General features: G+C 54.2%; 17 protein-coding genes. 7 read left to right on the top strand and 10 right to left on the bottom strand.

The window, feature by feature from the left end; genetic code table 11:
- Positions 1-450 precede the first annotated feature (450 nt).
- Positions 451-630, bottom strand: a complete 180-nt coding sequence (locus C1N58_RS06190; protein ID WP_394564704.1) for a hypothetical protein — start codon at positions 628-630, stop codon at positions 451-453.
- A gap of 356 nt (positions 631-986) precedes the next feature.
- On the opposite strand from C1N58_RS06190, the gene C1N58_RS06185 reads away from it, so the two are divergent.
- On the top strand, positions 987-1,982 hold the full coding sequence (locus tag C1N58_RS06185; RefSeq protein ID WP_394564703.1) for a WavE lipopolysaccharide synthesis family protein: 996 nt from the start codon (positions 987-989) through the stop codon (positions 1,980-1,982).
- Positions 1,983-2,519: 537 nt separating this feature from the next.
- Here C1N58_RS06185 and C1N58_RS06180 read toward each other — a convergent pair.
- Both C1N58_RS06180 and C1N58_RS06175 read right to left on the bottom strand, forming a co-directional pair.
- Positions 2,520-3,467 (bottom strand): sulfonate ABC transporter substrate-binding protein, encoded by a 948-nt coding sequence (locus C1N58_RS06180; RefSeq protein WP_394564702.1) that lies wholly within the window; start codon positions 3,465-3,467, stop codon positions 2,520-2,522.
- A gap of 94 nt (positions 3,468-3,561) precedes the next feature.
- Positions 3,562-5,451, bottom strand: a complete 1,890-nt coding sequence (locus C1N58_RS06175) for an aliphatic sulfonate ABC transporter substrate-binding protein (protein WP_110267413.1) — start codon at positions 5,449-5,451, stop codon at positions 3,562-3,564.
- A gap of 274 nt (positions 5,452-5,725) precedes the next feature.
- On the opposite strand from C1N58_RS06175, the gene ssuD reads away from it, so the two are divergent.
- The 5 genes from ssuD to C1N58_RS06150 all read left to right on the top strand — a co-directional run bounded on the left by ssuD (position 5,726) and on the right by C1N58_RS06150 (position 12,654).
- A complete protein-coding gene (gene ssuD / locus C1N58_RS06170; RefSeq protein WP_039343204.1) occupies positions 5,726-6,898 on the top strand; it encodes an FMNH2-dependent alkanesulfonate monooxygenase in 1,173 nt (390 codons plus the stop codon).
- Positions 6,899-6,913: 15 nt separating this feature from the next.
- On the top strand, positions 6,914-8,326 hold the full coding sequence (locus tag C1N58_RS06165) for an FAD/NAD(P)-binding protein (protein WP_394564701.1): 1,413 nt from the start codon (positions 6,914-6,916) through the stop codon (positions 8,324-8,326).
- Positions 8,327-8,397: 71 nt separating this feature from the next.
- Entirely contained in the window at positions 8,398-9,807 is a 1,410-nt protein-coding gene (locus C1N58_RS06160; RefSeq protein ID WP_394550572.1) for an LLM class flavin-dependent oxidoreductase, read from the top strand.
- 197 nt (positions 9,808-10,004) lie between these two features.
- Complete coding sequence (locus C1N58_RS06155) at positions 10,005-11,459, top strand: MFS transporter (RefSeq protein WP_394550570.1); 1,455 nt, start codon at positions 10,005-10,007, stop codon at positions 11,457-11,459.
- Positions 11,452-12,654: an acyl-CoA dehydrogenase family protein gene (locus C1N58_RS06150; protein ID WP_394564700.1), complete on the top strand. Its 1,203-nt coding sequence runs from the start codon at positions 11,452-11,454 to the stop codon at positions 12,652-12,654. The genes C1N58_RS06155 and C1N58_RS06150 overlap by 8 nt, the downstream gene beginning before the upstream one ends.
- A gap of 78 nt (positions 12,655-12,732) precedes the next feature.
- Here the strand turns inward: C1N58_RS06150 and phoH are convergent, their stop codons facing one another.
- The 5 genes from phoH to putP form a co-directional block, all read right to left on the bottom strand.
- A complete protein-coding gene (phoH, locus tag C1N58_RS06145; protein WP_006120221.1) occupies positions 12,733-13,521 on the bottom strand; it encodes a phosphate starvation-inducible protein PhoH in 789 nt (262 codons plus the stop codon).
- 578 nt (positions 13,522-14,099) lie between these two features.
- Positions 14,100-15,386, bottom strand: coding sequence for an iron uptake transporter deferrochelatase/peroxidase subunit (efeB, locus tag C1N58_RS06140; protein WP_110267410.1), 1,287 nt, complete (start codon positions 15,384-15,386; stop codon positions 14,100-14,102).
- 2 nt (positions 15,387-15,388) lie between these two features.
- Positions 15,389-16,510, bottom strand: coding sequence for an iron uptake system protein EfeO (efeO, locus tag C1N58_RS06135; RefSeq protein WP_205950342.1), 1,122 nt, complete (start codon positions 16,508-16,510; stop codon positions 15,389-15,391).
- A gap of 50 nt (positions 16,511-16,560) precedes the next feature.
- Positions 16,561-17,388, bottom strand: coding sequence for an iron uptake transporter permease EfeU (gene efeU, locus C1N58_RS06130; protein ID WP_033742028.1), 828 nt, complete (start codon positions 17,386-17,388; stop codon positions 16,561-16,563).
- A 190-nt stretch (positions 17,389-17,578) separates the two neighbouring features.
- Positions 17,579-19,063: a sodium/proline symporter PutP gene (putP, locus tag C1N58_RS06125; protein ID WP_039342584.1), complete on the bottom strand. Its 1,485-nt coding sequence runs from the start codon at positions 19,061-19,063 to the stop codon at positions 17,579-17,581.
- Between the two features lie 441 nt (positions 19,064-19,504).
- On the opposite strand from putP, the gene putA reads away from it, so the two are divergent.
- Positions 19,505-23,449, top strand: coding sequence for a trifunctional transcriptional regulator/proline dehydrogenase/L-glutamate gamma-semialdehyde dehydrogenase (putA, locus tag C1N58_RS06120; RefSeq protein ID WP_185199340.1), 3,945 nt, complete (start codon positions 19,505-19,507; stop codon positions 23,447-23,449).
- A gap of 210 nt (positions 23,450-23,659) precedes the next feature.
- Here the strand turns inward: putA and C1N58_RS06115 are convergent, their stop codons facing one another.
- Positions 23,660-24,739 carry an acyltransferase family protein gene (locus C1N58_RS06115; RefSeq protein WP_394564699.1) on the bottom strand — a complete coding sequence of 360 codons (1,080 nt, stop codon included), beginning with the start codon at positions 24,737-24,739 and terminating at the stop codon, positions 23,660-23,662.
- Between the two features lie 415 nt (positions 24,740-25,154).
- Positions 25,155-26,237 (bottom strand): acyltransferase family protein, encoded by a 1,083-nt coding sequence (locus C1N58_RS06110; RefSeq protein WP_394564698.1) that lies wholly within the window; start codon positions 26,235-26,237, stop codon positions 25,155-25,157.
- Between the last annotated feature and the right edge of the window lie 35 nt (positions 26,238-26,272).

Raw genomic sequence — 26,272 nt, 5'->3', positions numbered from 1 at the left:
AAAGAAGAGTCCAGACTAACCTCTGGACTTTTTTTTGCCTGTTCTCCTGAGAGGGGGATGAGAACCCCCGACCGGGGGGCGACAAAACGGCCCCGCCGTTTTGCATGGCCGCCAGGCCACCCGAAGGGCGAGCGCAGCGAGTGAATCCCCCTCTCACCGCCAGATTTGAAGAAGCGTCCAGACTCACCTCTGGACTTTTTTTTGTCTGTTCTCCTGAGAGGGGATGAGAACCCCCGCCCGGGGGGCGACAAAACGGCAACGCCGTTTTGCATGAGCGCGGGGCGAGCGCAGTGAGTGAATAAGTCCTTACTGCTACATACAGTAGGACATTGCAGGAATAATGCCCTGATTAGCCTGTCTTCTGAGGCTCTCCAAAGGCTGAAGCGTTGTAAAAGAAGCATAATAGTATGTAAGATGACGGCGTTTTTCGCCAGAAGAAAAAATCTCAATTTAAATCAGTTGCTTATCGTTTGCTTTAAATTGAAACTTGATACCCAGAAGATAAAAAGCCACTTTTGGTTTAACACCCTCGGTCAAAATAAAATATTGCCACTCCTTTCCAATCATGTCTGATTGAAACGATAAATCACAAAAACCGCTTAACCCCCACCCCGAATTAAATAAAATCATTAACCATTCCTGCCAATATTACTTAATGAAATGAAACTATCATGTGTTGCTTGTTTTGGTAAAGCCTTAGAAAAATAAATTAAATTCAGCAATTACAGCCAGTTACAAAAAAAAATTGATTTTCAGCTTAACATTTTTTTAGCTTATCCAGAAAAAAGCTTAAAAAAAACAGCTATTAACAACTATAAATGATAAGCATTTAAATTAAAAAAAGCATCAAACAACTAATTTCACTTTAATAAAAAAAATAATTTAATTACAGCAAGAAATAATAACAAACAGTAATTTAATACTGAAGGTTAGAATACTCAAAAAAGCATTCCTAGCTTACATTATAAACCAAAGAGAAAAATAAGATGGAATTAAGCATCATTTTCCAAGGGTCATTATCTCATTTAAAGACCCGGGAGCAGCAATCTGAACTAGTAGACAACATTTTACATTTAAAAAAAAATAACCCTCAGTGTGAAATTTTGATATCAACATGGGAAGGAGAAAAAACATCATATTTAAAAAGCATTGTTGACAAAATTATCATGAGTAAAGATCCCGGTACATTACCAGGCCTTAAATTTGATGATAAACTAAACAATGTGAATCGTTTAATCGTATCAAGTCAAGCAGGAGTCACTGCAGCAAAAGGTAAGATAATTGTAAAGCTACGAAGCGATCTAAAGTTTTTTTTAAATGACATCGTGAATTTCTATCGTTCTGAAATTGATAAGTATTCTTCTATTTCACCTGACACTTTCGGAAATAAAGTTATATGTTCAAATTTATTCACGCTGGATCCTGTTTTTGTTGAACGAATGCCCTATCACATTGGTGACTGGATCCAGATCGGAGAAGCTGAGGATATAAAGAGAATGTGGAACATCCCTCTATATCAAAGGACAGATGCCTTGCACTATAATTTTAATAAATTCGCTAAAAACAGCAATTACCTTGAAAAACAGTTTCAATCAAAATTTGCAGTTGAACAATACTTAACGATTGAATTTGCAAAAAATTTTGGAAAAAAAATAGGCATTAGATATCACAACGACTACAAAAACGGGAACATCAAAGATTTTTACTCTTTTCTAACAAGTAATTATATAATAAAAGACATGAGGAGCTTAAGATTAATCAATGATAAATACAGATATTTTAATAACTCACTCTTCTACAAAGCTGCGTGTATAAGCGAATCTCGTTATAACTTAATCTACAATCTTTGCAAAAACAACAACAGCTGGATACGAACTGATATTTATGGTTTTTTCATAGGGCTGATTGGAACGACACTCACGAAATTAAAAAAATTAAAATCCAGAGTCAAGTTCGTCAAATCGATTCTTACAAAAATATAACCTATAGTCCACCCAAGGGTGGACTATTAAATTTATCCAAATCTAAGTAAATAAGCAGCACCCTATGGAGTATATTGTTATTTATAACCTGGCCTGGAAGTGTGATTTTGCGGCCTTCCAAAACGGCCGATAAGGCGTGCTGGGTTGCATCTGGATAGCTGAATATAAATGCTCATGATTTTTTCATATCATTCATTGGGATTGAAGTGTTAACCAATCGAGAAATGTATGAAAGCATATGACTCTTATGGTAATATGGCAAAACCATTGTTAGCAGGAAGCATGTTTAACACGTATTTTAGTCATTAGCCCCCTTTACATCTACGAAATTTTCATCCCCTCACATACTTTTAGCTAAGAAAAAAGGCAGTTCTCTATTCATTTTAAAAAAAATAGAACCTGCCTGTTTTCAACATTAACTTTTTTTGTTCAGCAACTACTTTACATCTGCAACTTTATTTCTATGCTTTAGTTGATTGTTAATTAAGGGTAATAAGTTCGCAGGTTCAAATACTTGCTCTGAAGTGATTTCATACCTTACTTATTATCCCGTGCCCACGTCGCGCTGCTAACATTCACCTTCACCGGCAACAGACCAATCTGGGTAAATTTATCGGCCAGCGCCTGCTGTTCGTTAAACACGTTGGGCGTCATACGTTCCGCCCCAAACGGCATGCGGGCCAGCGCGCGCTGCCAGATGGGTACAGGCAACCCCGTGGAGCCGGAAAGGATTTTTGCGGCGTCAGCCTGATGACTGTTTGCCCAGGTGCTCAGCTGACTCAGCGCGTTCAGCACCTGTTTCGCCGTCTCGGGATGACCATCAGCAAATTTGCGGCTGGCCAGGAAAAAAGTGTAATGCGGCACTAAGCCTTCGGCATTTTTCAGCAGGCGCGCATGGGCCGTGGTTTCGACTTCGGCCAGATACGGGTCCCAGATAACCCAGGCGTCGACAGCACCGCGCTGGAAGGCGGCCCGGGCATCGGCAGGCGGAAGATAAACCGGCGTAATATCTTTATACGTCAGCCCCGCCTGCTCCAGCGCAGTCACCAGCAGATAATTAACATCCGATCCTTTGTTCAGCGCCACGCGCTTGCCTTTCAGATCCTTGACACTTTTGATCGTGGAATCGGCCGGCACCACAATGGCCTCGGTCTGCGGGTTGGCCGGCGAGTGGCCAAGGTAGACCAGATCGGCCTGTGCCGCCTGCGCGAAAACAGGAGGCGCATCGCCGGTGGCCGCCAAATCGATACTGCCTACGTTAAGCCCTTCCTGCATCTGCGGGCCTGCCGGGAACTCCACCCAGCGCACATCAATGCCCTGCTTTTTAAATTCGCTGTCGAGCGTGCCACGGTATTTCAGCAGCGCAAAAATATTCGCTTTCTGAAAACCAATATTCACGACTTGGGGTTTGTCTTCCGCCTGTGCTGTCACGAAGGTGCCAAGTTGAGCGAGCGCAATCAGTGCGCTTATCACTATTTTTCTCATTTTTCTGTCCTGAACGAAGGTGTTGTCAGCGCAACATAACAAATCCGTGCCTGAGGGCTTAATGCGTATAAGTTCTGTCCTTAGTCATAAAACGTCATTGCGGCCAGACTCTGTCCCGGACGTTGATGGCGCGGGGAAACAGACCGAGCGCATAGAAACGATCGGCGATTCTCTGCTGCTCGCGAATAATCGCTAAGTTCATCGCCTGAGTTCGATGACTACGCCGCGCCAGCGCCTGACGTAATGCGCTGTCGGACATGCCCAACTCCTTTGCCAGTAACCCGGCAGCCTCGGCCGGATGGGCATCGATATACTGGCCAGTCTGCTCCAGCGCGGTCATCAACAGGCGCAGTAAATCGGGTGAATGCGTAGCAAACTGGCGATCCGCCAGATAGAACTGATGGTTGCTGACCCGGCCCACGCCATCGGCAATAACGCGCAGTTGATCGCCACGTTCGGCCTCACTCAGTAAAGGGTCCCACATCATCCAGGCATCGACCGCATTCAGGTCGCTGGCGGTTAACGGGTATTTCGGTGGGGCATACACGATACGCACGTCGTCCAGCGTCAGTCCTGCTTCATCGAGGATCTGCAGCAGCAAAAAATGGACGTTAGAACCTTTATTCACCGCAATGCGCTTGCCTTTGAGATCGGCAATCGTCGTGATGGCACTGTGTCTGGCGACCATCAGGGCAACACTTTGCGGCGCAGGCGGTTCCCAGGCCACATAGACCATGGTGCCCTGATCGGCCTGGGCAAACAGTGGCGGAACTTCGCCTGTCGTACCAAAGTCAATTTCCTGATCGCGCAGGGCGTGCAGCAACTGTGGCCCCGCAGGAAATTCACTCCACAACACGCGGACATTCTGGCCCACCAGCTGCTGCTCAAGATGCTGACGGGCTTTGAGAATGCCAAGATTGCCGAACTTCTGGTAACCAATACGCAACTCACGCTCCTGCACCACAGAGTCTGTCAAAGCACGCGATGGCGCGATGACGCTGCTGCGGCGCGGCTTAATGATGCCGCAGTGGCCCAGATGGGTGCGCAGGCTGTGACGGCTGATCCCCAACAGCGCTGCCGCCTGGAGCTGATTTCCCTGACTCAGCGCATAGGCATTCCGCACTAAGGATTCAATAATTCTGGGATACAGGGGCGTTTCACTGTGCTGCAGTTGCTGCCGGATAAACTGATCAATCACATCCTGTTCAGGCACCGGTGCAGCCTCAGTCACGCGGCCCAGACGCAGATGCCCGGGGCCAATGAGTGTTTCCTGGCTGAGCAGAACAGCATTATGTAATGTGTTTTCCAGCTCCCGAATATTGCCCGGCCAGGCGTACCGGCTTAACGTCGCGATCGCCTCCTCACTCAGACGCAGCTGAGGTCGGCCCAGTCGGCGCGCATAGTGTTGCAGAAAATACGCGGCCAGCACCGGTATATCCTCACGGCGCTCGCGCAGAGGCGGCAGCGCCACGCTGGCCACATTCAGCCGGTAATAAAGATCCTCGCGGAAGCGCCGTTCGGCAATCGCACCGGTCAGGTCGCGGTTCGTGGCGGCAAGCACCCGAACATTTACCTTTATCGCCTGAGATGAACCTACCCGGGTAATCTCTCTCTCCTGCAATACGCGCAACAGTTTTACCTGGAGCGGCAAACTGAGTTCACCGATCTCATCCAGCAGCAGCGTGCCGCCCTGCGCCGCCTCGAACCAGCCACGATGACGTTCCGTGGCACCGGTAAACGCGCCCTTCTCATGCCCAAACAGTTCTGACTCGGCAAGACTTTCCGTCAGTGCGCCGCAGTTCACGGCGACAAAGGGCGCGCGGCGGCGTGGGCTGTGATGATGCAGATAGCGCGCCATCACCTCTTTACCGGTGCCGGTTTCGCCAATGATTAACACCGTGGCATCCGTAGGCGCCAGGCGATCCAGGATACTTTTGAAGGCCAGAGAAGCCGGGTCAATTAAATCGGGACCAGCGTGTTCCATAGCGGATACCTGCAAAGTGAATGAGCGCTCACGATAACGCTAAGCGTGAAGGGAAACGAGACACGGGCTGAGCCCTTTTGCTGCAAATGCAGCACTGAAGTTCAACGCCTGCTGCATGTGCAACAGCGCGTACCTGAACGCTGAGATCATAACGCTATAAATTAAAAGGAAAAAATGACCAGCCGCAGTTGGCACGTATTCTGCTAATGGCTTTATAACTGAAAGATTGCTTTTCATTTGCCAATTTCAAATATCGTTATAAAGGAATCTGCTAATGCCTGAAGCCTCTGAGAAAAACATTAATCTGTTCTGGTTTTTACCCACCCACGGTGACGGACGTTATCTGGGGACCACCCAGGGCGGCAGAGCGGTCGATCTGCCCTATCTGCAACAGGTCGCCCTGGCGGCAGACAATCTGGGTTTCTACGGCGTACTGATCCCCACGGGTAAAAGTTGTGAAGATTCCTGGCTGGTGGCGGCGGCTCTGGCCCCCATCACTAAACAGCTGCGTTATCTGGTGGCGGTCAGGCCGGGGTTGCAGCCACCGAGCCTGGCGGCGCGCATGGCGGCAACGCTGGACCGTCTGTCAGACGGGCGCTTACTGATCAATGTGGTGACGGGTGGCGATCCGGTGGAAAATAAAGGCGACGGTATTTTCCTGAGTCATGCCGAACGCTATCAGGTCACGCGGGAGTTCCTGGAGGTCTATTCCCGTTTGCTGAAAGGCGAGAAAGTGGACTTCCACGGTGAACATATTCGTGTGGAGGGCGCTGAAATTCTGTTTCCGCCTGTGCAGGCCGACGGTCCACCGCTCTACTTTGGTGGTTCGTCGGACGATGCGGTCGACGTGGCCGCCAGTCAGGTCGATACTTATCTCACCTGGGGCGAACCCGTTGAGCAGGTTGCCGCCAAACTGGACGTTGTGCGCCAGCGGGCGCAGGAACGTGGCCGGGCGTTGTCCTACGGCATTCGACTGCACGTTATTGTGCGTGAAACCGAAGAGGAAGCCTGGGCAGCAGCCGATAAACTGATAGCTCATCTGGATGATGAAACCATCGCATCCGCTCAGAAGATCTTTGCCCGTATGGATTCGACGGGCCAGGCGCGCATGAGTGCACTGCACGGCGGTTCACGCGAAGGCTTACGCATCGGCCCCAATTTATGGGCAGGCGTCGGACTGGTGCGCGGCGGCGCGGGCACTGCACTGGTCGGCAACCCTCAGCAGGTGGCTGCGCGGATTCGGGAATACCAGGCGCTGGGGATTGATAACTTTATTCTGTCGGGCTATCCGCATCTGGAAGAAGCGCACCGGGTAGCCGAGTTACTGATGCCACTGCTGCCGCTGTCGACGCACGCCGGGAAAGCACAGCGCAGCGTGAATACAGGTCCCTTTGGTGAAACTATCGGTGGCGATCGTCGTCCCGAAAAAAGCGCCAGTGCCAGTTAACAAATGAGGCGGTTTATGTCAGAGCAGCATATTGTCATCGTGGGCGGTGGATTTAGCGGGACAGCGCTGGCCGTGCATCTGGGTCGTCTGGGCCAGGCCGGACTGCGTGTCACGCTCATCGAACCCCGGTCGCAGCTGGCGCAGGGCGTTGCCTACTCGACGGCCGATCCGGCTCACCGCCTTAATGTACCCGCGTCACGCATGCAGCTGGCGGGAGAGGAAGAAGGCAGCTTTGATCGCTGGTATCGCGCCTCTGATGCATATGTCAGCGATCCCGCCGCGCGCTGGCACGATGGTCATGTCTATCCTCAGCGCAGGCAGTTTGCCCGTTGGGTCAATGCACAGTTCGAGGCGGCACAACGTGAGTCGCCTGTCGTTCTGGCGCATCTGCAGGATCGCGCTGTGGCTTTCCGGGACGGCACGGTCAGCACCGCCGCCGGCAAACACCTTGCCGCCGACATTGTGGTCCTGGCCGTCAGTCATCCCGCGCCGTCGTTGCCTGGCGCGTTAACCGCACTGGCTGACCATCCCGCCATCATCGCCGATCCCTGGCAGGAGAACGCCCTCGCCTCTGTCGGTCCGGAGGAGCGCATCGCCATTGTGGGCAGCGGTTTAACGATGGCGGATATGGTGGCCACGCTGGATCGCCAGGGGCACCGCGGCCCTGTCACCGTGTTCTCGCGCCGTGGACAACTTACCCGGCCCAATATCAGTCAGCATGACCTCAGTTGGTCGCTTGAAGGGCACCTTGCCAGGCCAGCGGGTGTGCGCTGCTGGTTACGGCGCATCCGCCAGGACATGCGTCAGGCGGCGGCGAGAGGGCTTCCGTGGCAGGTCGTCTTTGATGAGGTTCGTCGGCAGGGCCAGACCCTCTGGCAGAGCCTGCCACTGAATGAGCAACGGCGCTTTCTGCGCCATCTGCGGCCGTGGTGGGATGTGCACCGCTACCGCATTGCGCCACAGGCAGGCCAGGTGCTGAACGCGCGGCTGGAAAACGGATCGTTGCAGGTGATGGCGGCGCGGCTGACGGCGGCAGAGTCCAGCCATTCTGCGGTGCGGCTGCATCTGCAAACTCGCTCGGGCGAAATCGTGACGCGGGAGGTGGATAAGGTGATCGTGACCACCGGCCCGGCGCACGGGAAACTGGTACAACATGATGTCCTGCTACGCCAGTTGTGTGATGATGGCGTCATCCGGCCCGATCCTTTAGCGCTTGGCATTGATGTCAATGCCCTGTCGCAGACGCGAACGGCACAGGGCCACAGCAATTCCCATCTGTATGTGGTCGGTCCCGCGGCCCGCGGTCGGTTTGGTGAACTGATGGGCCTGCCGCAGGTGGCAATGCATGCGGAAGCGGTTGCCCGTCAACTGCTGAATCTCACAACCGCTACGCTAAACGAGCGATGTCCCCTTTCACTGACTGACTAATCACTTACCTGTTTATTATCCCCCTAAAAAGTGGGCGGCACCGGCGTGCCGCATCCGCTCAGGAGCCTGCTATGCCTAAACAACGTGAAATCCGCTTAAATGCCTTTGATATGAATTGCGTGGGTCATCAGTCACCCGGCCTGTGGGCGCATCCGCGCGATCGCTCCTGCCAGTACAAGGACCTGGAATACTGGACAGACTTAGCCGTGCTGCTGGAGCGCGGTAAATTTGACGGCCTGTTTATCGCCGATGTACTGGGCATTTATGATGTCTTTAACGGCAACAATGATGCCGCCCTTCGCAGTGCCTCTCAGGTGCCAGTTAACGATCCGCTGGCGCTGATCACCCCAATGGCGATGGTCACTCAGCATCTCGGTTTCGGTCTGACCGCCTCGCTTTCGTTTGAACATCCTTATCCGTTTGCGCGCAGGATGTCGACGCTGGACCATCTTACCAAAGGGCGGATTGGCTGGAACATCGTCACCTCCTATCTGGAAAGCGGCGCACGCAATCTGGGCCAGGCCACGCAAACCCGTCATGATGCCCGGTACGATTATGCAGATGAGTATTTGCAGGTGGTTTATAAACTGCTGGAAGGCAGCTGGGAAGACGACGCCGTTATTCGCGACCGGGAGCGCCATATCTTCAGCGATCCGAACAAAGTCCATCCGATCAACCATCAGGGCACCTTTTTCCAGGTGCCGGGCATTCACCTGTGTGAGCCGTCACCACAGCGCACGCCGGTGTTATATCAGGCGGGTGCCTCCAGCCGCGGTAAAGCTTTTGCCGCGCAACATGCCGAGTGCGTGTTTGTTGCCGCGCCGTCTAAGGTGCTGCTCAGGAAAACCGTGGCCGATATTCGTCGGCGCGCAGAGGAGGCCGGACGCGATCCGCGCAGCATTCTCATTTTCAATATGCAAACCGTGATCGTGGGCGAGACCGATAAGCTGGCCCAGGCCAAATGGCAGGATTACAAACGTTATGTCAGCCACGAAGGTGCCCTTGCCCTGATTTCCGGCTGGACCGGCATTGACTTTAGTCATTATCAACCCGATCAGGTGTTTAAACATCTTCATACCGATGCGATTCAGTCTGTTGTAGAGAGCTTCTCGACCGCCGATCCGCAGCGTGAATGGACGGTGCAAAACATGGCCGACTGGGTAGGCATTGGCGGCTTTGGGCCGTTGCTGGTGGGCAGCACCGAAACCGTGGCAGATGAACTACAGAGCTGGGTGGAGGAAACAGACGTTGACGGTTTTAATCTGGCTTATGCCGTTACCCATGAAACCTTTGCTGACGTCGTGAACCTGCTGGTGCCGGAACTGCAAAAACGCGGCGTATATAAGCAGGATTACCAGCCCGGCACGTTACGGGAGAAGCTTTTTGGGCTGGGCGATCGCCTTACTCATCCTCATCCTGGTGCCAGCTACCGACGCACGCCCTCGTCAGCGGGCCTGATCGTCCCTGCTGAAGCCTCATAACATAACGAGACGGCTTCGTTAGCCTGATTCACCTAACCCATACCGGAAGCGTGCCCGCGTTTCCGGTCTTTTTCATGTCTGAAAAATAAAAATTAACTTATTGAATTTAAAGCAATCCTTATCACTTTTTCTTGTTTGTTTACTGCGTATGCACTGCTTATAAAGGCAGCACCTGTACAGACAATAACGAGGATAACATGAGCACTCTCAATATCGATGATGATGTGGCGATTCCCTCGCCGCCTTCCACACCGGTTCGCTCCGTCAACGATGTGGCCCGACTGATCAATACGCAAAGTGACAAAAACAGCTATGCGCGCTGGATCGTGTTTCTGGCGCTGGGCGGCGTTTTTCTGGATGCCTATGACCTCACGACGCTGTCCTACGGCATCGATGATGTCGTTAAGACGTTTAGCTTAACGCCAACCTTAACCGGGCTGGTCACCTCCTCCATTATGATCGGCACCATTGTGGGCAACCTGGCTGGCGGCTGGCTGACCGATAAATACGGTCGCTATTCGGTGTTTATGGCAGACATGCTTTTTTTCGTCGTTTCTGCCCTCGCTGCCGGTCTGGCTCCGAATGTCTGGGTACTGATCGGGGCGCGCTTTTTGATGGGCATTGGTGTGGGAATGGATTTGCCTGTGGCCATGGCCTATCTGGCCGAATTCTCGAAGTTTTCGGGTAAAGGCAACAAAGCTGCGCGACTGGCGGCCTGGTGCCCGATGTGGTATGCCGCCTCGTCGGTCTGCTTTTTCATCATCTTCGCCCTCTACTTCCTGTTGCCAGCCCAGCACATTGACTGGCTGTGGCGGGCATCGCTGTTGTTTGGTGCCGTGCCAGCCCTGCTGATTATTGCCGGGCGCAGCAAGTTTATGAACGAATCGCCTTTATGGGCGGCTAATCAGGGAGATTTACGCGGTGCCGTCCGTATTCTGCGCGAGTCCTATGGCATCCAGGCACATGAAGATAAGTCCTCTGCCATCGAGCCTGTCGCACCGGCGGTCAGTTTCCGCGTGCTGTTCCAGAAGCCATATCGCGAACGCACTATCGTGGCAGCGGTGATGAACGCCTGTATCGCTTTTGAATATACGGCTATCGCATTTTTCCTGCCCTCGATTCTGGCGCAGTTTCTGGGCGCGGGCGTGTTCGAAACCATTGCCGCCTCACTGGGACTTAATGCGCTGTTCGCCTTTACCGGCGGCCTGCTGGGCATGCGACTGGCCTGGAAGTTTCCCTCTCGTCATGTGGCCATCGCGGGGTTTGCGCTACAGTTTATCACCCTGATTTCACTGGCCTTGATCGGGCATCCTGAAGCCACTTACGGTGTGGTCTTTGCCATTCTGCTGCTGGGAGTGTGGCTGTTTGCCGAAGGGTTCGGACCCGGTGCGCAGTTAATGATCTATCCCGCCCTCGCCTATCCCACATCTATTCGCGCCACCGGCGTCGGATTTAGCCGTTCGATCTCTGGTGCAGGAAGCGCACTGGCGCTGTTCATTCTGCCGATATTGCAGGCGGCTTATGGCACCAACCTGTTCTGGATCGTGTCACTGGCCGCTCTCATCCCCATCATTTTCCTGCTTGTGGTGCGCTTTGAACCGACGCGCCACGATATTGATGACCCGTCAGCCCAAGGAGAACACCATGTCTGAACCTGATTACACCCGTCTGGCAGAACGCTTTCGTCCTGTTTTTGCCCGCATCGCCGACGGGGCCGCTGCACGCGAACGCGACCGGACACTGTTGCATGAGCCGATAAACTGGCTTAAGGCGGCGGGCTTTGGCACGCTGCGTATCCCAACGGCTAATGGCGGCCTGGGAGCCTCGCTGCCGCAGCTTTTTCGTTTGCTCACCGAGCTGGCAGAAGCGGATTCCAATCTGCCTCAGGCTCTGCGCGCCCATATGGCCTTTGTCGAGGATCGCCTCAATCAACCTGACAGCGAAGACCGTCAACGCTGGTTTCGCCGCTTTGTTGATGGCGACATCGTCGGCAGTGGCTGGAGTGAAACGGGCAGCGTCAGGCTGGGAGACGTGAATACCACCGTTTCCCCTACCGGGCACGGTTGGCAACTGACGGGCGAAAAGTTTTACAGCACCGGCACACTCTATGCCGACTGGATTGATGTGTACGCTAAGCGCACCGACAACCAGCGCGACGTGATTGCGGTGGTGAGCACTCATCAGGACAGCGTTGAGCGGGACGATGACTGGGATGGATTTGGGCAACGCCTGACCGGTAGCGGCACTACGCGCTTTCGCGAGGCGCACGTGGAGCCTGCGCATGTGTATGACTTTAGTGAACGCTTTCGCTATCAGACGGCTTTTTATCAGCATGTCTTACTCGCGACCCTGGCCGGCATTGGTCGCGCTATTGTGCGGGATGTGTCCCGGAGCGTTGCACAACGAAAACGCATTTACAGCCACGGCAATGCCCGCCAGGTCAAACAGGATGTGCAGGTGTTGCAGGTTGTCGGCCAGATAAGCAGTTGGGTCTGGGCGACAGATGCCGCCGTGCAGCAGGCCACGCCGTCGCTCCAGCTTGCGTTTGATGCGCACCAACAAGGGCAAGCAGAAAGCCTGATTCACGCCGCCAACGTGCAGGCCGAAGTGGAGGCCGCCAAAGCGCAGGTCGTCGCCGTTGAATGGATTACCCGCGCGGCCAGCGAGTTATTTAATGCGCTGGGCGCGTCAGATACGCGGGTGATAAACGCGCTGGACAGGCACTGGCGCAATGCCCGAACCATCGCGTCCCACAATCCGGTGATCTACAAGAGTCGAAATGTCGGCGACAGGGAAGTGAACCGGCGCGATCCGACCTTTATCTGGCAGATCGGCAGCGGTGAATGATCGCGCCAGACGGCGGGTCTGAGACACAAAAAAACCCGGCCGGAGCCGGGTTTGGTCGCTACATGACTCAATCGAACGCTAGCTGTACGCGTGCAGAGTGCGCTGACACAGCGCGGAACGCACACAATCCTCTTTGCCGAAACGGACAATGCCAACCATCTCGTCCTCTTCGAAACGCGCCAGCGCGTCTGCGAGACCGGAAGGCACCCCAGCGGGCAAATCGCACTGGGTTATATCGCCGTTAACAATCACCGTGACATTTTCGCCAAGGCGGGTCAGGAACATTTTCATCTGCGCAGCCGTCACGTTCTGCGCTTCGTCCAGAATCACTACCGCATTTTCAAAGGTGCGGCCGCGCATATAGGCAAAAGGCGCAATTTCCACTTTGCCGATTTCCGGACGCAGACAATATTGCATAAAGGATGCGCCAAGACGTTTAACCAGAATGTCGTAAACCGGGCGGAAATAGGGGGCGAATTTCTCTGAGATATCACCGGGAAGGAATCCCAGATCCTCATCCGCCTGTAGCACCGGGCGCGTAACGATAATCCTGTCGATATCCTTATGAATCAGGGCCTCTGCTGCTTTCGCAGCACTAATCCAGGTTTTGCCGCAGCCCGCTTCGCCCGTGGCGAAGATAAGCTGTTTTGTTTCTATGGCGTTAAGATAATGCGCCTGAGCTTCATTTCGGGCTTCAATCGGCGCCCGGTCACGCACATCGCGTGCCATGCCAATTGCATCGAGCCCACCCATTTGCACCAGCGAAGTGACCGATTCTTCTTCACGCTGACGATGACTGCGTGAGTCATTACGAAGCACTCGTCTTGCTTCTCGACGCGCTTTGATCACTGCTTTCTGTCTTCCCATAGTGGCACCTTACAGTTGGTTTCATTTCCCGCTTCAGGCAATACGCCCGTTGCGATTACGTGAACGCTTTAGAGGTTTCAGTTGGCTTCCTTTAGAGCCGTGACAGGCCATGACGATTGATATCCGGCAGCAAAACAGCCTGACCGTATACCGGTAAAAAAGGAGTGAAGTTGAAGAGAGAAAACACATTGAGATGTAAAAGCGGTTGAGGAAGAACGTCCCTCACGGGTGAGTGCGATATTGTTTACTGCTGAACGGCTGTAAAAACATCTATCCATGCGCGAACTCCAGTGTGAGACATCAACACGCCCGATTACGCTTTCATAGTAAAGTGAACCATCTTATTGGTATTTTGCAACAGTATTTTCACTTTCATGAAAAATAAATATTCAACCGACCGTTAACGAAGACCTTACTTAAATTAAATTACGTATTTATTACAGAGGGTTAGTATATTTTACGTCACGTTAAAAGGCGTGTTAAACGGGGTGATAAAAAAGCCGTACGGGGAAAAAACGGCAATATGAAAACACGGCACGCTGCGCTGTCAGACACAGAATGCCGCGCCTAAAATTTAATCAACTTTCCAGTAAGGACTGGCCTAAATAATGGTTTTCATTCACCACGCCGGGTAAGACAAAAAAGTAACCGCCGCCAAACGGACGTATATACTCTTCCAGCGCTTCGCCATTTAAGCGGTTCTGGACGGTAAGGAAACCCAATTCCAAATCATGCTGATAGCAGACGAAGAGTAATCCCATCTCCAGTTGACCTGAAGCGGAAACACCGGACGAATAACTGTATCCCCGGCGCAACATCAGGCTGCTTTCCGTGGCGGGCGTACGGGGGTTTGCCAGACGAATATGCGCATCCAGCGCAATTATCTGGCCATCCGGATCGTTACGGTAATCGGGAACGTCATGTTCATTTTTCATACCCAGCGGCGCGCCGCTCAGCTTTTCGCGACCGAAAATGGTCTGCTGTTCGCCCAACGGTGTGCGATCCCACATTTCCACGTGGAAGCGAATCAACCTTACCGCCTGATAGCTGCCATTCCGCGCCCAGGCTGGCTCGTGCTGATCCTCGGTGACCCAGAGCAGCTTATCCATCAAGGCGTGATTGTGCGTGTCCGGATTTGCCGTGCCGTCTTTAAAGCCCAGCAGATTAATGGGCGTTTCTTTGCCCGCGCTGCGCGCGGCATGATCGGAGATAAAGCCTTCCCGCCGCCAGCGTACGCCCAGCAGATCCGGCGTATGTTTGATGATATCGCGCAGCGCGTGGATCACCGTGTCCTGGGTATTGGCGCAAATCTGCAACAGCAGATCGCCATGGCACTGACTGGCATCCAGCGAATCATTAGGGAACCGGGTCATCGGCTGCAGTTTCGCGGGTTTGAGCGCAGCCAGACCGAAACGCCCGTCAAACAGCGCGTTACCGACTGACACCGTGATGGTCAGATTATCGGGGGCAATCTCGGCCCCCAGGATACCGGAATCCATCGGTGGCAGCTGTGGGTTGACCACGGCGGGGGCCTTGCCGCCCGCCGTTAAAAACGCAATGCGCTGTGTCAGCAGTTGAAACAACCGCTGCAGCTCACGCCTGTCGCTGGTCAGCACATCAAACGCCACCAGCATCATGGCGGCCTGCTGTGGGGTAATAATGCCCGCCTGATGCACGCCATAGAAAGGCTGTCGTTGCTGACGCGCGTTCGGCGTAACCGTGCCCGGTGCAAAACTGTCGGGCTGCTCAGCAGCCCCGGCATGAAACGGACAGCCCGCGCCTACTGCAGCCGCGCCGCCCAGCATGCCCAGCCCTTTTAATAAACGCCGCCGCGCAGGCTGCTGTAATTCCTGATCCTTGTCCATGATTAGTTCAGGCCCAGTGTGCCACGCAGTAGGGAAAGATCTTCCGCCAGAGCGGTGATCGGCCCTTTCAGCGCCGTGCGGTCAGCCTGGGTCAGTTTTTCATAGGATTCATAACCTTTCTGCGTGCGGTATTTATCCAGAATCGCATCCACTTTACTGAAGTTAGCGTCTATTTTTGCTAAAAGCTGTGGGTTCGCCTGCTGCAGTACCGGACGTAAAAGTGTGACAATTTTTTGTGCGCCATCCACATTCGCGCGGAAATCCCACAGATCCGTGCGGCTGTAGCGATCCTCTTCGCCAGAGATTTTGGTCGCCGCCACCTCTTCAATCAGCCCGGCGGCTCCGCCCACCACTTTCGCCGGAGGAAATGCCAGTTCACTCACGCGTTGTTGCAGGTCATGCACATCGTGATTTAACTGGTCGGCATAGCCTGCCATGTCTTTCGTCGTGTTATCTGCAAACAGGGCTTTTTCGAGACGATGGAAGCCGGTAAATTTCGGATCGTCGGCTTTTTTCTCGTAATCATCTTCGCGGGCATCAATACGACCATCAAGGTCAGAAAACAGCTCCGCGATCGGCTCAATGCGCTCGTAGTGCTGACGGGTGGGCGCAAATAACGCTTTGGCTTTAGCCACATCACCGGCTTTCACCGCATCCGTAAACGCCTGCGTGCCGGATACCAGCTGACTCACTTCCTCAGTGACATAGGCTTTATAGGCATTAATGGGGCCCGCCAGTTGCATCAGTTCGGGTTTGCCTTGTTGCGCACTTTTGCTCCCGGTGCCCTGCACGATCAGTTTGCCTTTCGGGTTCGTCAGCAGGCCACAGGTCATGTCATATTCCCCGGCTTCCAGGTTGGCCGTCAGTTTCTGGCTAAAGCCCGGCGCAATATTTTCGCGCTCTTCGACCACCATCACGCCTTTGAGAATTTCCCATTCCAGCGCTTTTTGGCTGTTATTTTTAATCAGAAACTGAGTTTTACCGGCCTGTACCGTAACTGACATGGGCTCACACTGTTTGTCCGTCACAGTGACGCTGACCTGCGGAATGGCTGCAGCCAGTGAAGAGCCAGAAAACGCCAGCAGAGAAGCCAGTACCGCATTACGGTTAAAACGCATCATCATATTTTTTCCCTGTTCAGTCAGAGGCGCGGCTGACGCGCCGGATAAACGCGTTAGCGCGCAGCTGCTGAGGTATCAGCGCGTGCAGGCATAACAAACAATAATAAAGCGGGGATCAGATAGAGCAGCCAGACAGCGACTTCACTGACGCTGGGCGCTTCCTGATAGCCAAGCATGCCTTCCAGCACTGTGCCAAACAGCGAATGCGTGGATAAGATCGGGCTCATATCAAAGGCCACCTGCTGAAAATGGTTCCACAGCCCTGCCTCATGAAAAGCGCGAATAGCCCCTGCCGCCAGGCCTGCTGCCACCAGCAGAATGAAAATACTGGTCCAGCGGAAAAAGTGCGCCATGTTGAGCCGCAGGCCGCCCCAGTAGATCAGCATGCCCAGCACCACCGCCGTGGCCAGCCCCAACACCGCACCCAACGGCGGCGCATAACCGACATCCTGTGTGAACGCGGCCAGCAGAAAGAACACTGATTCCAGCCCTTCGCGTGCGACGGCCAGAAACACCATCATCACCAGCGCCAGGCCGCCGCCGGCCGATTTATGCAATGCCTCGTCGACGGCGTGTTCAAGTTCCCGTTTGATATTGCGCGCGACCCGGCGCATCCAGAACACCATCGAGGTCAGGATAACGACCGCGATTACCGCCACGATACCTTCAAACAGCTCTTGCTGTTTCTGCGGAAACTCACCCGTGGTCTGGTTGATAAAGATACCCAGCCCAAGGCAGAGTGCGGCGGCAATAAAGACGCCTGCCCACATCGCAGGAAACCACTGAGTGCGCTGAGTGCGCTTCAGATAACTGGCGATCAGGCTGACGATCAACGCGGCTTCAAGTCCTTCGCGCAGCATAATGAGAAACGGAACGAACATCGCCAACCTCTTAAATGTTAACCGGCGTCAACGACGCGTAAAGTTACGTAAAAACGAACGATACCGATTATCATTACCACTCAAAAAAATACAAGTTCCACAACGAAATAATTTCGTAACTGTCTGTGCCAGATAACGCGCAAAAAAAAGCCTGCCCTCACGGGGGCAGGCGGTGGAAAAAAGAAGGCGATTACTTCGTCTGGAACTCGGCCTCAGCGGCATCGAAACGTGCCATCGCCTGGGTTGACGGTGCGCGACTCGCCAGGCTAAAGACGACGATGGCGAGACTGGCCAGGATAAAGCCCGGGATGATTTCGTACAGACCGAGCCAGCCATACTGCTTCCAGACCACCACGGTCACCGCACCGACAACCATGCCCGCTAATGCGCCATTGCGGTTCATACGTTTCCAGCACACGCCGAACAGCACAACCGGCCCGAACGCCGCACCAAAGCCCGCCCACGCATAGCTGACCAGGCCTAATACCCGGTTTTCAGGGTTGGCGGCCAGCGCGATGGCAATCAGCGCGACCAGCAGCACCATCAGGCGACCGACCCAGACCAGTTCTTTCTGGCTGGCATTTTTGCGCAAAAAGCCTTTATACAGGTCTTCGGTCAGGGCGCTGGAGCACACCAGCAGTTGGCAACTGAGTGTCGACATGACGGCCGCTAAAATGGCTGACAGCAGAATCCCGGCAACCCAGGGGTTAAACAGAATACGTGCCAGCTCAATGAATACACGCTCGCCGTTTTGAGTTACACCAGCGGCCTCGCCCGGGTTGTTCTGGAAATAGGCGATACCAAAGAAGCCAACCGCGACGGCGCCGGCCAGACACAAAATCATCCAGGCCATACCAATACGGCGCGCGGTACGAATTGACCGGTGTGAATCCGCCGCCATAAAGCGGGCCAGAATATGGGGCTGGCCAAAATAACCTAATCCCCAGCCCAGTAGCGACAGGACCGCAACCACATTCAGTCCTTTGAACATATCCAGGTTTTCCGTGCTTTTAGCCTGAATGACTGCCAGCGAATCGCTTAAACCGCCGACGGCCATGATGACGATAAGCGGCGTCAGAATCAGGGCGAAGATCATCAGGCTGGCCTGAACGGTATCTGTCCAGCTTACCGCCAGGAATCCGCCCACCAGCGTATAGAGAATGGTCGCCGCCGCACCGGCCCATAAGGCCGTGGCGTAGTCCATTCCAAAGGTGCTTTCAAAAAGGCGCGCACCGGCAACCACACCGGAAGCACAGTAAATGGTGAAAAACATCAGGATGACGACCGCAGAAATCACACGCAGAATTTTGCTGCGATCTTCAAAGCGGCTGGTGAAAAAGTCGGGCAAGGTTAAGGCGTTATCATGATGTTCTGTCTGGACGCGTAAACGACCCGCGACAATTTTCCAGTTAAGCCAGGCACCAATAATCAGACCAATGGCGATCCAGCTTTCTGAAATGCCGGAGAGAAAAATGGCACCGGGTAAGCCCATCAGCAGCCAGCCGCTCATGTCAGAGGCACCCGCTGACAGCGCGGTAACCACACTGCCCAGGCTGCGACCGCCCAGAATGTAGTCATCAAAGTTTTTGGTTGAGCGCCAGGCAATAAAACCGATGAGCACCATCCCGAGGATATAAATTAAAAAGGTCACCAGCATGGGTGTACTTACTGTCATGTGTTTCTCCGTTATTATCCGATCTCTTAAGAGAAATCTTTTCCTGCGCCACCGGAACGGGGTAGCGTCAGCGTATTACCGCATCGATAAAAGGCCCGTTTCCCTTAAGGCGCGGTATCCTGCCGTAAAGGCACGTTCTACACAATGCATTTAACACATCCGTTACATCAGTTTCACCTCTCTCTCTGTTTTAAATGTTCACAGGTTGCGCCCGCTCACACTTAAGTTGCACCTTTACCACCACAACCCTGTTTAAATTGAAGGGGGTTGCAACATTGGCGAGTTTCTTGCAGCAAGATTTGTGCCGCTTTTAAATGTTAATGGCAAAAGCGGCGGTAAAGTGTGGAAGCAAGGTCACATTTAACAAGGTTGCACAAAGTTGCAACATGAGTGATAGTGCAGCCCTTGCTCTGGTAAAAAACGTTTTAAGGAACAGAAATCATGGGAACAACGACCATGGGGGTGAAGCTGGATGAAGCCACCCGCAGTCGCATTAAACTGGCGGCACAGAAAATGGATCGCACGCCGCACTGGCTGATTAAACAAGCGATCTTTAACTATCTCGTGCAGTTAGAAGCCGGTGAAACAGTGGAAGAGATTCCCCTGCAGCTCAACGAATCGGCTTCTGATGAGGTCGCTGCGGACGAGATGGTTCAGCCGTTCCTTGACTTCGCAGAGCACATCCTGCCGCAGTCGGTAGCCCGTTCGGCCGTGACGGCCGCCTGGCGTCGACCTGAAACCGATGCCGTTCCCATGTTGCTGGAGCAAGCCCGCCTTCCCGCTCCGCTGGCTGAAAAAACCCGGCAGCTCGCCTTTACCCTGGCCGAGAAGCTCAGGCACCAAAAAGGGGCAACCGGACGCGCCGGTATGGTGCAAAGTCTGCTTCAGGAGTTTTCATTATCTTCACAGGAAGGCGTGGCGCTGATGTGCCTGGCGGAAGCGTTGCTGCGTATTCCGGATAAACCGACGCGCGATGCGCTTATCCGTGACAAGATCAGTAACGGCAACTGGCAGTCGCATCTGGGCCGCAGTCCGTCCATGTTTGTTAACGCCGCTACCTGGGGCCTGTTATTTACCGGCCGCCTGGTCTCAACGCATAACGAAGCGAATCTGTCGCGCTCGCTCAACCGGATCATTGGCAAGAGTGGTGAACCGCTGATCCGTAAAGGCGTGGATATGGCGATGCGCCTGATGGGTGAACAGTTCGTGACGGGTGAAACCATCGCCGAAGCACTGGCTAACGCCCGTAAGCTTGAAGAGAAAGGTTTCCGTTACTCTTACGATATGCTGGGCGAAGCCGCCCTGACCGCCAGCGATGCGAAAGCCTATCTGGTTTCGTATCAGCAGGCGATTCATGCGATTGGCAAAGCCTCCAATGGCCGCGGCATTTATGAAGGCCCGGGCATTTCAATTAAGCTCTCTGCCCTGCACCCGCGCTACAGCCGTGCCCAGTACGACCGGGTGATGGATGAGCTGTATCCGCTGCTTAAGTCGCTGACGCTACTGGCCCGCTCTTACGACATCGGCATTAATATTGATGCAGAAGAAGCCGACCGCCTGGAACTCTCTCTTGATATGCTCGAAAGGCTGTGTTTTGAGCCTGAACTGGAGGGCTGGAACGGTATCGGCTTTGTCATTCAGGCCTATATGAAGCGCTGTCCGTTTGTTATTGATGAGCTGATCGACCTGGCGCAACGTAGCCGCCGCCGTTTGATGATTCGTCTGGTGAAAGGCGCTTACTGGGACAGCGAAATTAAACGCGCCCAGATGGAAGGCCTGGAGGGCTATCCGGTGTACACGCGCAAAGTGTATACAGACATTTCGTACCTGGCCTGCGCGCGCAAGCTGCTGGCGGTGCCGAACCTGATCTATCCGCAGTTTGCCACGCACAATGCGCACACCCTGGCCGCCATTTATCAGCTGGCAGGCAATAACTACTATCCGGGTCAGTACGAGTTCCAGTGCCTGCACGGCATGGGTGAACCGCTGTATGAACAGGTGGTCGGCAAGGTCGCAGACGGTAAACTTAATCGTCCCTGCCGTATTTATGCCCCGGTCGGTACGCATGAAACGCTGCTCGCCTATCTGGTGCGACGCTTACTGGAGAACGGCGCGAATACCTCCTTCGTTAACCGCATCGCCGATACGTCACTGCCCATCGACGAACTGGTCGCCGATCCGGTTGCCGAAGTGGAAAAACTGGGTCTCAGCGAAGGAACACTGGGCCTGCCGCACCCGAAAATTCCCTTACCGCGTGACCTGTATGGCGAGGACCGCGTAAACTCCGCCGGTCTTGATATGGCGAATGAACATCGTCTTGCGTCGCTGTCCAGCGCGCTGCTGAGCGGTGCTACCGAAACATATGTGGCGCAACCGCTTATCGATGGCCCCTTAACGGGAGGGGAAAGCGAGCCAGTGCTCAATCCGGCCGTCCCTGCGGATGTGGTGGGCACCGTGCGCCAGGCATCCGAACAGGAGGTTTCCCTGGCCATTGAGGCCGCCGTTAATGCCGGCCCTATCTGGTTTGCCACGCCGCCGCAGGAGCGTGCCGCCATTCTGGAGCGCGCCGCACAGCTGATGGAAAGCCAGCTACAGCAACTGCTGGGTCTTCTGGTGCGTGAAGCCGGAAAAACCTATAACAACGCCATTGCCGAGGTGCGTGAAGCGGTCGATTTCCTTTATTACTATGCCGGCATTGTGCGCCATGATTTCGATAACGAAACCCACCGCCCGCTTGGCCCGGTAGTCTGCATCAGCCCGTGGAACTTTCCGCTGGCCATTTTTACCGGCCAAATCGCCGCGGCTCTGGCGGCAGGTAACAGCGTGCTGGCGAAACCCGCCGAGCAAACGCCGTTAATTGCCGCACAGGCCGTCAATATTTTACTGAGCGCTGGCGTGCCCGCCGGTGTACTGCAACTGCTGCCGGGTCAGGGCGAAACCGTGGGGGCACAGCTCACCGGCGACGAACGGGTGCGCGGCGTCATGTTTACCGGCTCCACCGCCGTTGCCACGCTGCTGCAACGCAATCTTGCGGGCAGACTCGATCCGCAGGGCCGTCCGACACCGCTGATTGCGGAAACGGGCGGAATGAATGCCATGATTGTGGACTCCTCCGCGCTGACCGAACAGGTGGTTGTCGACATCGTGGCATCGGCCTTTGACAGCGCGGGACAACGCTGTTCCGCCCTGCGTCTGCTCTGCGTGCAGGAAGACGTCGCAGACCACACGTTAAAAATGCTGCGTGGCGCGATGGCGGAATGCCGCATGGGCAACCCGGAACGCCTGTCCACCGACATCGGTCCGGTGATTGATCAGGAAGCCAAAGCCAACATCGAACGCCATATTCAGGCCATGCGTAATAAAGGCTTTAAGGTCTACCAGACGGCACAGGATAACCCACAGGACAGCAAAGAATGGGCCACAGGCACCTTTGTGAAACCAACGCTGATTGAGCTGGATAAGGTCAGCGATCTGACCCAGGAAGTGTTTGGTCCTGTCCTGCACGTGGTGCGTTTTACCCGCAGCAACCTGCCGCAGATCGTTGAGCAGATTAACGCCACAGGCTATGGCCTGACCCTGGGTGTTCATACGCGCATCGACGAAACCATCACGCAGGTCACCGCCAGTGCCAAAGTGGGTAACCTGTATGTTAACCGCAACATGGTCGGCGCGGTCGTCGGTGTGCAACCCTTTGGGGGCGAAGGCCTCTCAGGTACCGGTCCAAAAGCGGGCGGCCCACTGTATCTTTATCGTCTGCTGGCTAACCGCCCGGATGAGGCGCTGAGCACCACCCTCGCCCGTCAGGATGCGGAACGTCCCGCAGACAACAGTCAGCGTCAACGCCTGTTAGCGCCGCATCAGGCACTGACCGACTGGGCAAAAGATAAGCCACAGCTGTCTGCGCTGTGTCAGCATTATGAACAGCTGGCGCAGGCCGGTACGGTTCGTCTGCTGCCGGGCCCAACAGGAGAGCGCAACACCTTCCTGTTACTCCCGCGCGAACAGGTGCTCTGTCTGGCAGATAACAACGACGATGCGCTGATTCAGCTGGCTGCGGTAACCAGCGTTGGCAGTCAGGCTCTGTGGCCGGATGATGACCTGCATCGTACGCTGCTTAATACCTTACCGGCAGCGGTGAAGAGCCGTATTACCCTGGCGAAGGATCCGCTGACCGCGCAGTTTGATGCCGTGATTTATCATGGTGATGCCGACCAGCTCCGCAGCCTGTGCGAGCAGATTGCGGCGCGTGAAGGTGCGATTGTCTCAGTACAGGGATTTGCCCGCGGTGAAACCAACCTGTTACTGGAACGCCTGCTGATTGAACGCTCTTTGAGCGTCAACACCGCCGCCGCGGGCGGTAACGCCAGCCTGATGACGATCGGTTAACTGTCGGCGCGTTTCATTCTGGTTGTGATCAAGGTTCATGCCTGGCATGAACCTTTTTTTATGACGGATGAAAAACCCGCGGCCGTTGAGCGCCTCAGCAGTGGAGAAGTGCGAAGGGATTCGCGCTACCAGGTGGTCTCTGCGCGCACATCCCCCTCATACGCAATCCGGACGCGCCGCAGAGACAGGTGGCTGACATGCGTACAACGGTCAGGCTGCCGGAATGGAAGGCCGTTTCATCAGATGTGGCAAGCGAAACAGCGCGCGTCCCGGTCCCCGATTCAGCAATGACCAGACCGCCATGGAGCACAAGGCGCAGATCGTAACCATCACCGGAGGATAGAGACAGGCCCAAAGCCATGAAAAGCCTGTCAGCTCAAAAAGCTGGTGACGTTGCGCATATAAAGTCGCCGTCATCCCGAAATATTCAATGAAAATACGGTGAATAACGTAAAGGGGTAAGGTATGGCGGCCTGTCCAGTTCAGCCAGGCCATACAGCCCAGCTGGCTTAACCATCGGCAGGCGGCCACGCTGGCCAGAATGGCAATCAGACAGAGAAAAAGACGGCTGTTCAAATCAAGCAGGCCCTGTAGTACAGCCAGCAGTCCCAGTAACAGCCACGGCAACCTGTTCTCCCGTCGCCCTTCGCTCAGTCGTAGCATGGGTGCCCACCAAAATGCGCCCAGTACAAAAAAGATAAAATACTGCGCCAGACTTTGCGGTCCCCAGAACGGGATACTCTTTTCGACCGCCAGATAGTTCAGCACAGCGGCTACGATAAGCAGCGGGATTTTGTAATGTTGAAACCATTTGGCGCACAGGAAATAGAGTGCCAGACCATATAAATACCAGGCGGTACTCATGGCGAGAAAGGTCAGTCTGAGAAATTCTGAAAACGAACCGGCATAGGCCGCATTAAGATTTTGCGAAATACGCTGTCCGGTAATTTCCGTCGCGATGCCGGAAATGGATCCCCACTGAATAACGCCCCATAACAGATAAAGGTAAAACAGATTCATAATGCGGCTGGTGGCGACAGACTGCCAGGGCCGGTGAAGAATGGCATGACTGGCCAGCAGACCCGATACAAAGAAAAAGGCGGGCATGCGCAGCGGCGACAGTAGCAGGTTAAACCGGACCCACAGTTCAGCCGGGAGCAGGCCCGCGGTCAGATGTGTTACCGTATTATCAAAGCCGGGTAATACCGTGTGATACAGAATAACCAGCAGGATACACAGGCCTTTGAGTGTATTAATCCAGGCAATTTCTTCTTTTTCTTTGCTCATCATCGGCACATTTCCGCTGCGGTGAAACGGCAATTCACGTCGCCTTCTCTTGTGCGAAAAGTATTCCGTATGTTCTTTCTGCTGAATGTAGCGAAAGTCTTAAATACCCGCGTTGCGGTGCGTTTCGGACCGTACTTTACACTTAAAGGGATTTATTGACACTGCGCCCGGCAAGCGCGTTATTCAGGCGCGTTTTCCTTTCCTGTCTGGTTATCCTTATGACATAAACCGAGGCCCTGCCCTGCTTTCAACAGGCGTACCTTTGGGACTGACGTAGGCGCTTTTATTCCGTTTTCCCGATAAAAAATGGCTTCACGGTCAGGCGTGCGCTGACCTGGCTTCGGGCTCGCGGGCATGACGGGCAACGGAGAGGTGATCTGGCGGATGAAAAAAGGGGCCAGCACGCTGGCCCGGATCTTCAGGATAAGGTTTGCGTTTCAGGCTGACGCTGACTGACCAGGCGTGGATGGAGAAACAGCATACGTCCCGGCCCGCGATTAAGTAACGACCAGACCAGCAGCGACAGCAGTGTGCATACCGCCACACCGGTCACCGGCATCAGCAGCGCCCAGGCCCAGCTAAAGCCGGCATTGCCGAACCAGCCGAAATGCAGGGCCAGTGTGATAGCGCTCAGTCCGAGCAGTTCGATAAAAATGCGGTGTAACACATAGATTTGTAATGTATTTCGACCGATAGCGTTCAGCCAGGTCATTCTGAAATGCGCATTGAGAAAACGACACAGCACGATGCCAAACACGATCGTCAGCAGGCTGTAAAACGGGTTTTTATAGATGCCACCTGCATGATGGGCGATGCCGACAAGTGCAATCGCGCCAAGCCACAGCCAGTGACGTCCCTTGAGGGCGCTCAGTTCAATTAGCCTCGCGCTGAAAAATACGCCCAGCAGGAAATACAGAGAGTTCTGCGCCACGCTGGCCGGGCCCCATCCGGGGATCAGGTTAAACTGCGCAGCGTAGTTCGCCGCTATCGCCGCCGCCAGCAGAACCCTTTTCTGTTGATGGAAAAGCTTAGTCACCAGGAAAAACCCTGCCAACGCGTACAGGTACCACAGGCTGGTCATCGACAGCATCAGCAGCTTAATAAACTCAAGAGGCGAATCCGCATAGGCGGCATTTTTGCTACTGGACAGCCGTTCGCCTAAATGGGTGGAAATGTAGTGGATACTCAGCCACTGAATCACGCCCCACAGCAGGTAGAGGTAAACAATATTGCTGAATTTTTTCGTAAACACTTCCTGCCAGCTTTTCTTCACGACCGCGTTAGCGGCCAGCAACCCAGACACAAAGAAGAAAGCGGGCATACGCAACGGCGAGAGCCAGGTATTAAACGCCATCCATCCTTGTGCCGGTAGCAGACCCGCGGTCAGATGATGAAGCGAGGGTGCGAACGTGGTGATGATGGCGTGATGCAGTACGACAAGTAAAATGCACCCTCCTTTGAGGGTATTGATCCAGAGGATTTCCTTCCTGGGGTGAGTCATTATAACGTCCCGATAGCGCGATGAATTTGTGAAGA

The organism is Pantoea sp. SGAir0180 (assembly GCF_043546245.1).
The sequence above is the reverse complement of the archived record's forward strand: the minus strand, read 5'-3'. Positions and strand labels throughout refer to the sequence as shown.

What these genes read in the sequence shown, in the direction of transcription:
- C1N58_RS06190 (WP_394564704.1), bottom strand. Translation starts at nt 630, where the DNA reads ATGATTTTATTTAATTCGGGGTGGGGGTTAAGCGGTTTTTGTGATTTA.
- C1N58_RS06185 (WP_394564703.1), top strand. Translation starts at nt 987, where the DNA reads ATGGAATTAAGCATCATTTTCCAAGGGTCATTATCTCATTTAAAGACC.
- C1N58_RS06180 (WP_394564702.1), bottom strand. Translation starts at nt 3,467, where the DNA reads ATGAGAAAAATAGTGATAAGCGCACTGATTGCGCTCGCTCAACTTGGC.
- C1N58_RS06175 (WP_110267413.1), bottom strand. Translation starts at nt 5,451, where the DNA reads ATGGAACACGCTGGTCCCGATTTAATTGACCCGGCTTCTCTGGCCTTC.
- ssuD (WP_039343204.1), top strand. Translation starts at nt 5,726, where the DNA reads ATGCCTGAAGCCTCTGAGAAAAACATTAATCTGTTCTGGTTTTTACCC.
- C1N58_RS06165 (WP_394564701.1), top strand. Translation starts at nt 6,914, where the DNA reads ATGTCAGAGCAGCATATTGTCATCGTGGGCGGTGGATTTAGCGGGACA.
- C1N58_RS06160 (WP_394550572.1), top strand. Translation starts at nt 8,398, where the DNA reads ATGCCTAAACAACGTGAAATCCGCTTAAATGCCTTTGATATGAATTGC.
- C1N58_RS06155 (WP_394550570.1), top strand. Translation starts at nt 10,005, where the DNA reads ATGAGCACTCTCAATATCGATGATGATGTGGCGATTCCCTCGCCGCCT.
- C1N58_RS06150 (WP_394564700.1), top strand. Translation starts at nt 11,452, where the DNA reads ATGTCTGAACCTGATTACACCCGTCTGGCAGAACGCTTTCGTCCTGTT.
- phoH (WP_006120221.1), bottom strand. Translation starts at nt 13,521, where the DNA reads ATGGGAAGACAGAAAGCAGTGATCAAAGCGCGTCGAGAAGCAAGACGA.
- efeB (WP_110267410.1), bottom strand. Translation starts at nt 15,386, where the DNA reads ATGGACAAGGATCAGGAATTACAGCAGCCTGCGCGGCGGCGTTTATTA.
- efeO (WP_205950342.1), bottom strand. Translation starts at nt 16,510, where the DNA reads ATGATGATGCGTTTTAACCGTAATGCGGTACTGGCTTCTCTGCTGGCG.
- efeU (WP_033742028.1), bottom strand. Translation starts at nt 17,388, where the DNA reads ATGTTCGTTCCGTTTCTCATTATGCTGCGCGAAGGACTTGAAGCCGCG.
- putP (WP_039342584.1), bottom strand. Translation starts at nt 19,063, where the DNA reads ATGACAGTAAGTACACCCATGCTGGTGACCTTTTTAATTTATATCCTC.
- putA (WP_185199340.1), top strand. Translation starts at nt 19,505, where the DNA reads ATGGGAACAACGACCATGGGGGTGAAGCTGGATGAAGCCACCCGCAGT.
- C1N58_RS06115 (WP_394564699.1), bottom strand. Translation starts at nt 24,739, where the DNA reads ATGATGAGCAAAGAAAAAGAAGAAATTGCCTGGATTAATACACTCAAA.
- C1N58_RS06110 (WP_394564698.1), bottom strand. Translation starts at nt 26,237, where the DNA reads ATGACTCACCCCAGGAAGGAAATCCTCTGGATCAATACCCTCAAAGGA.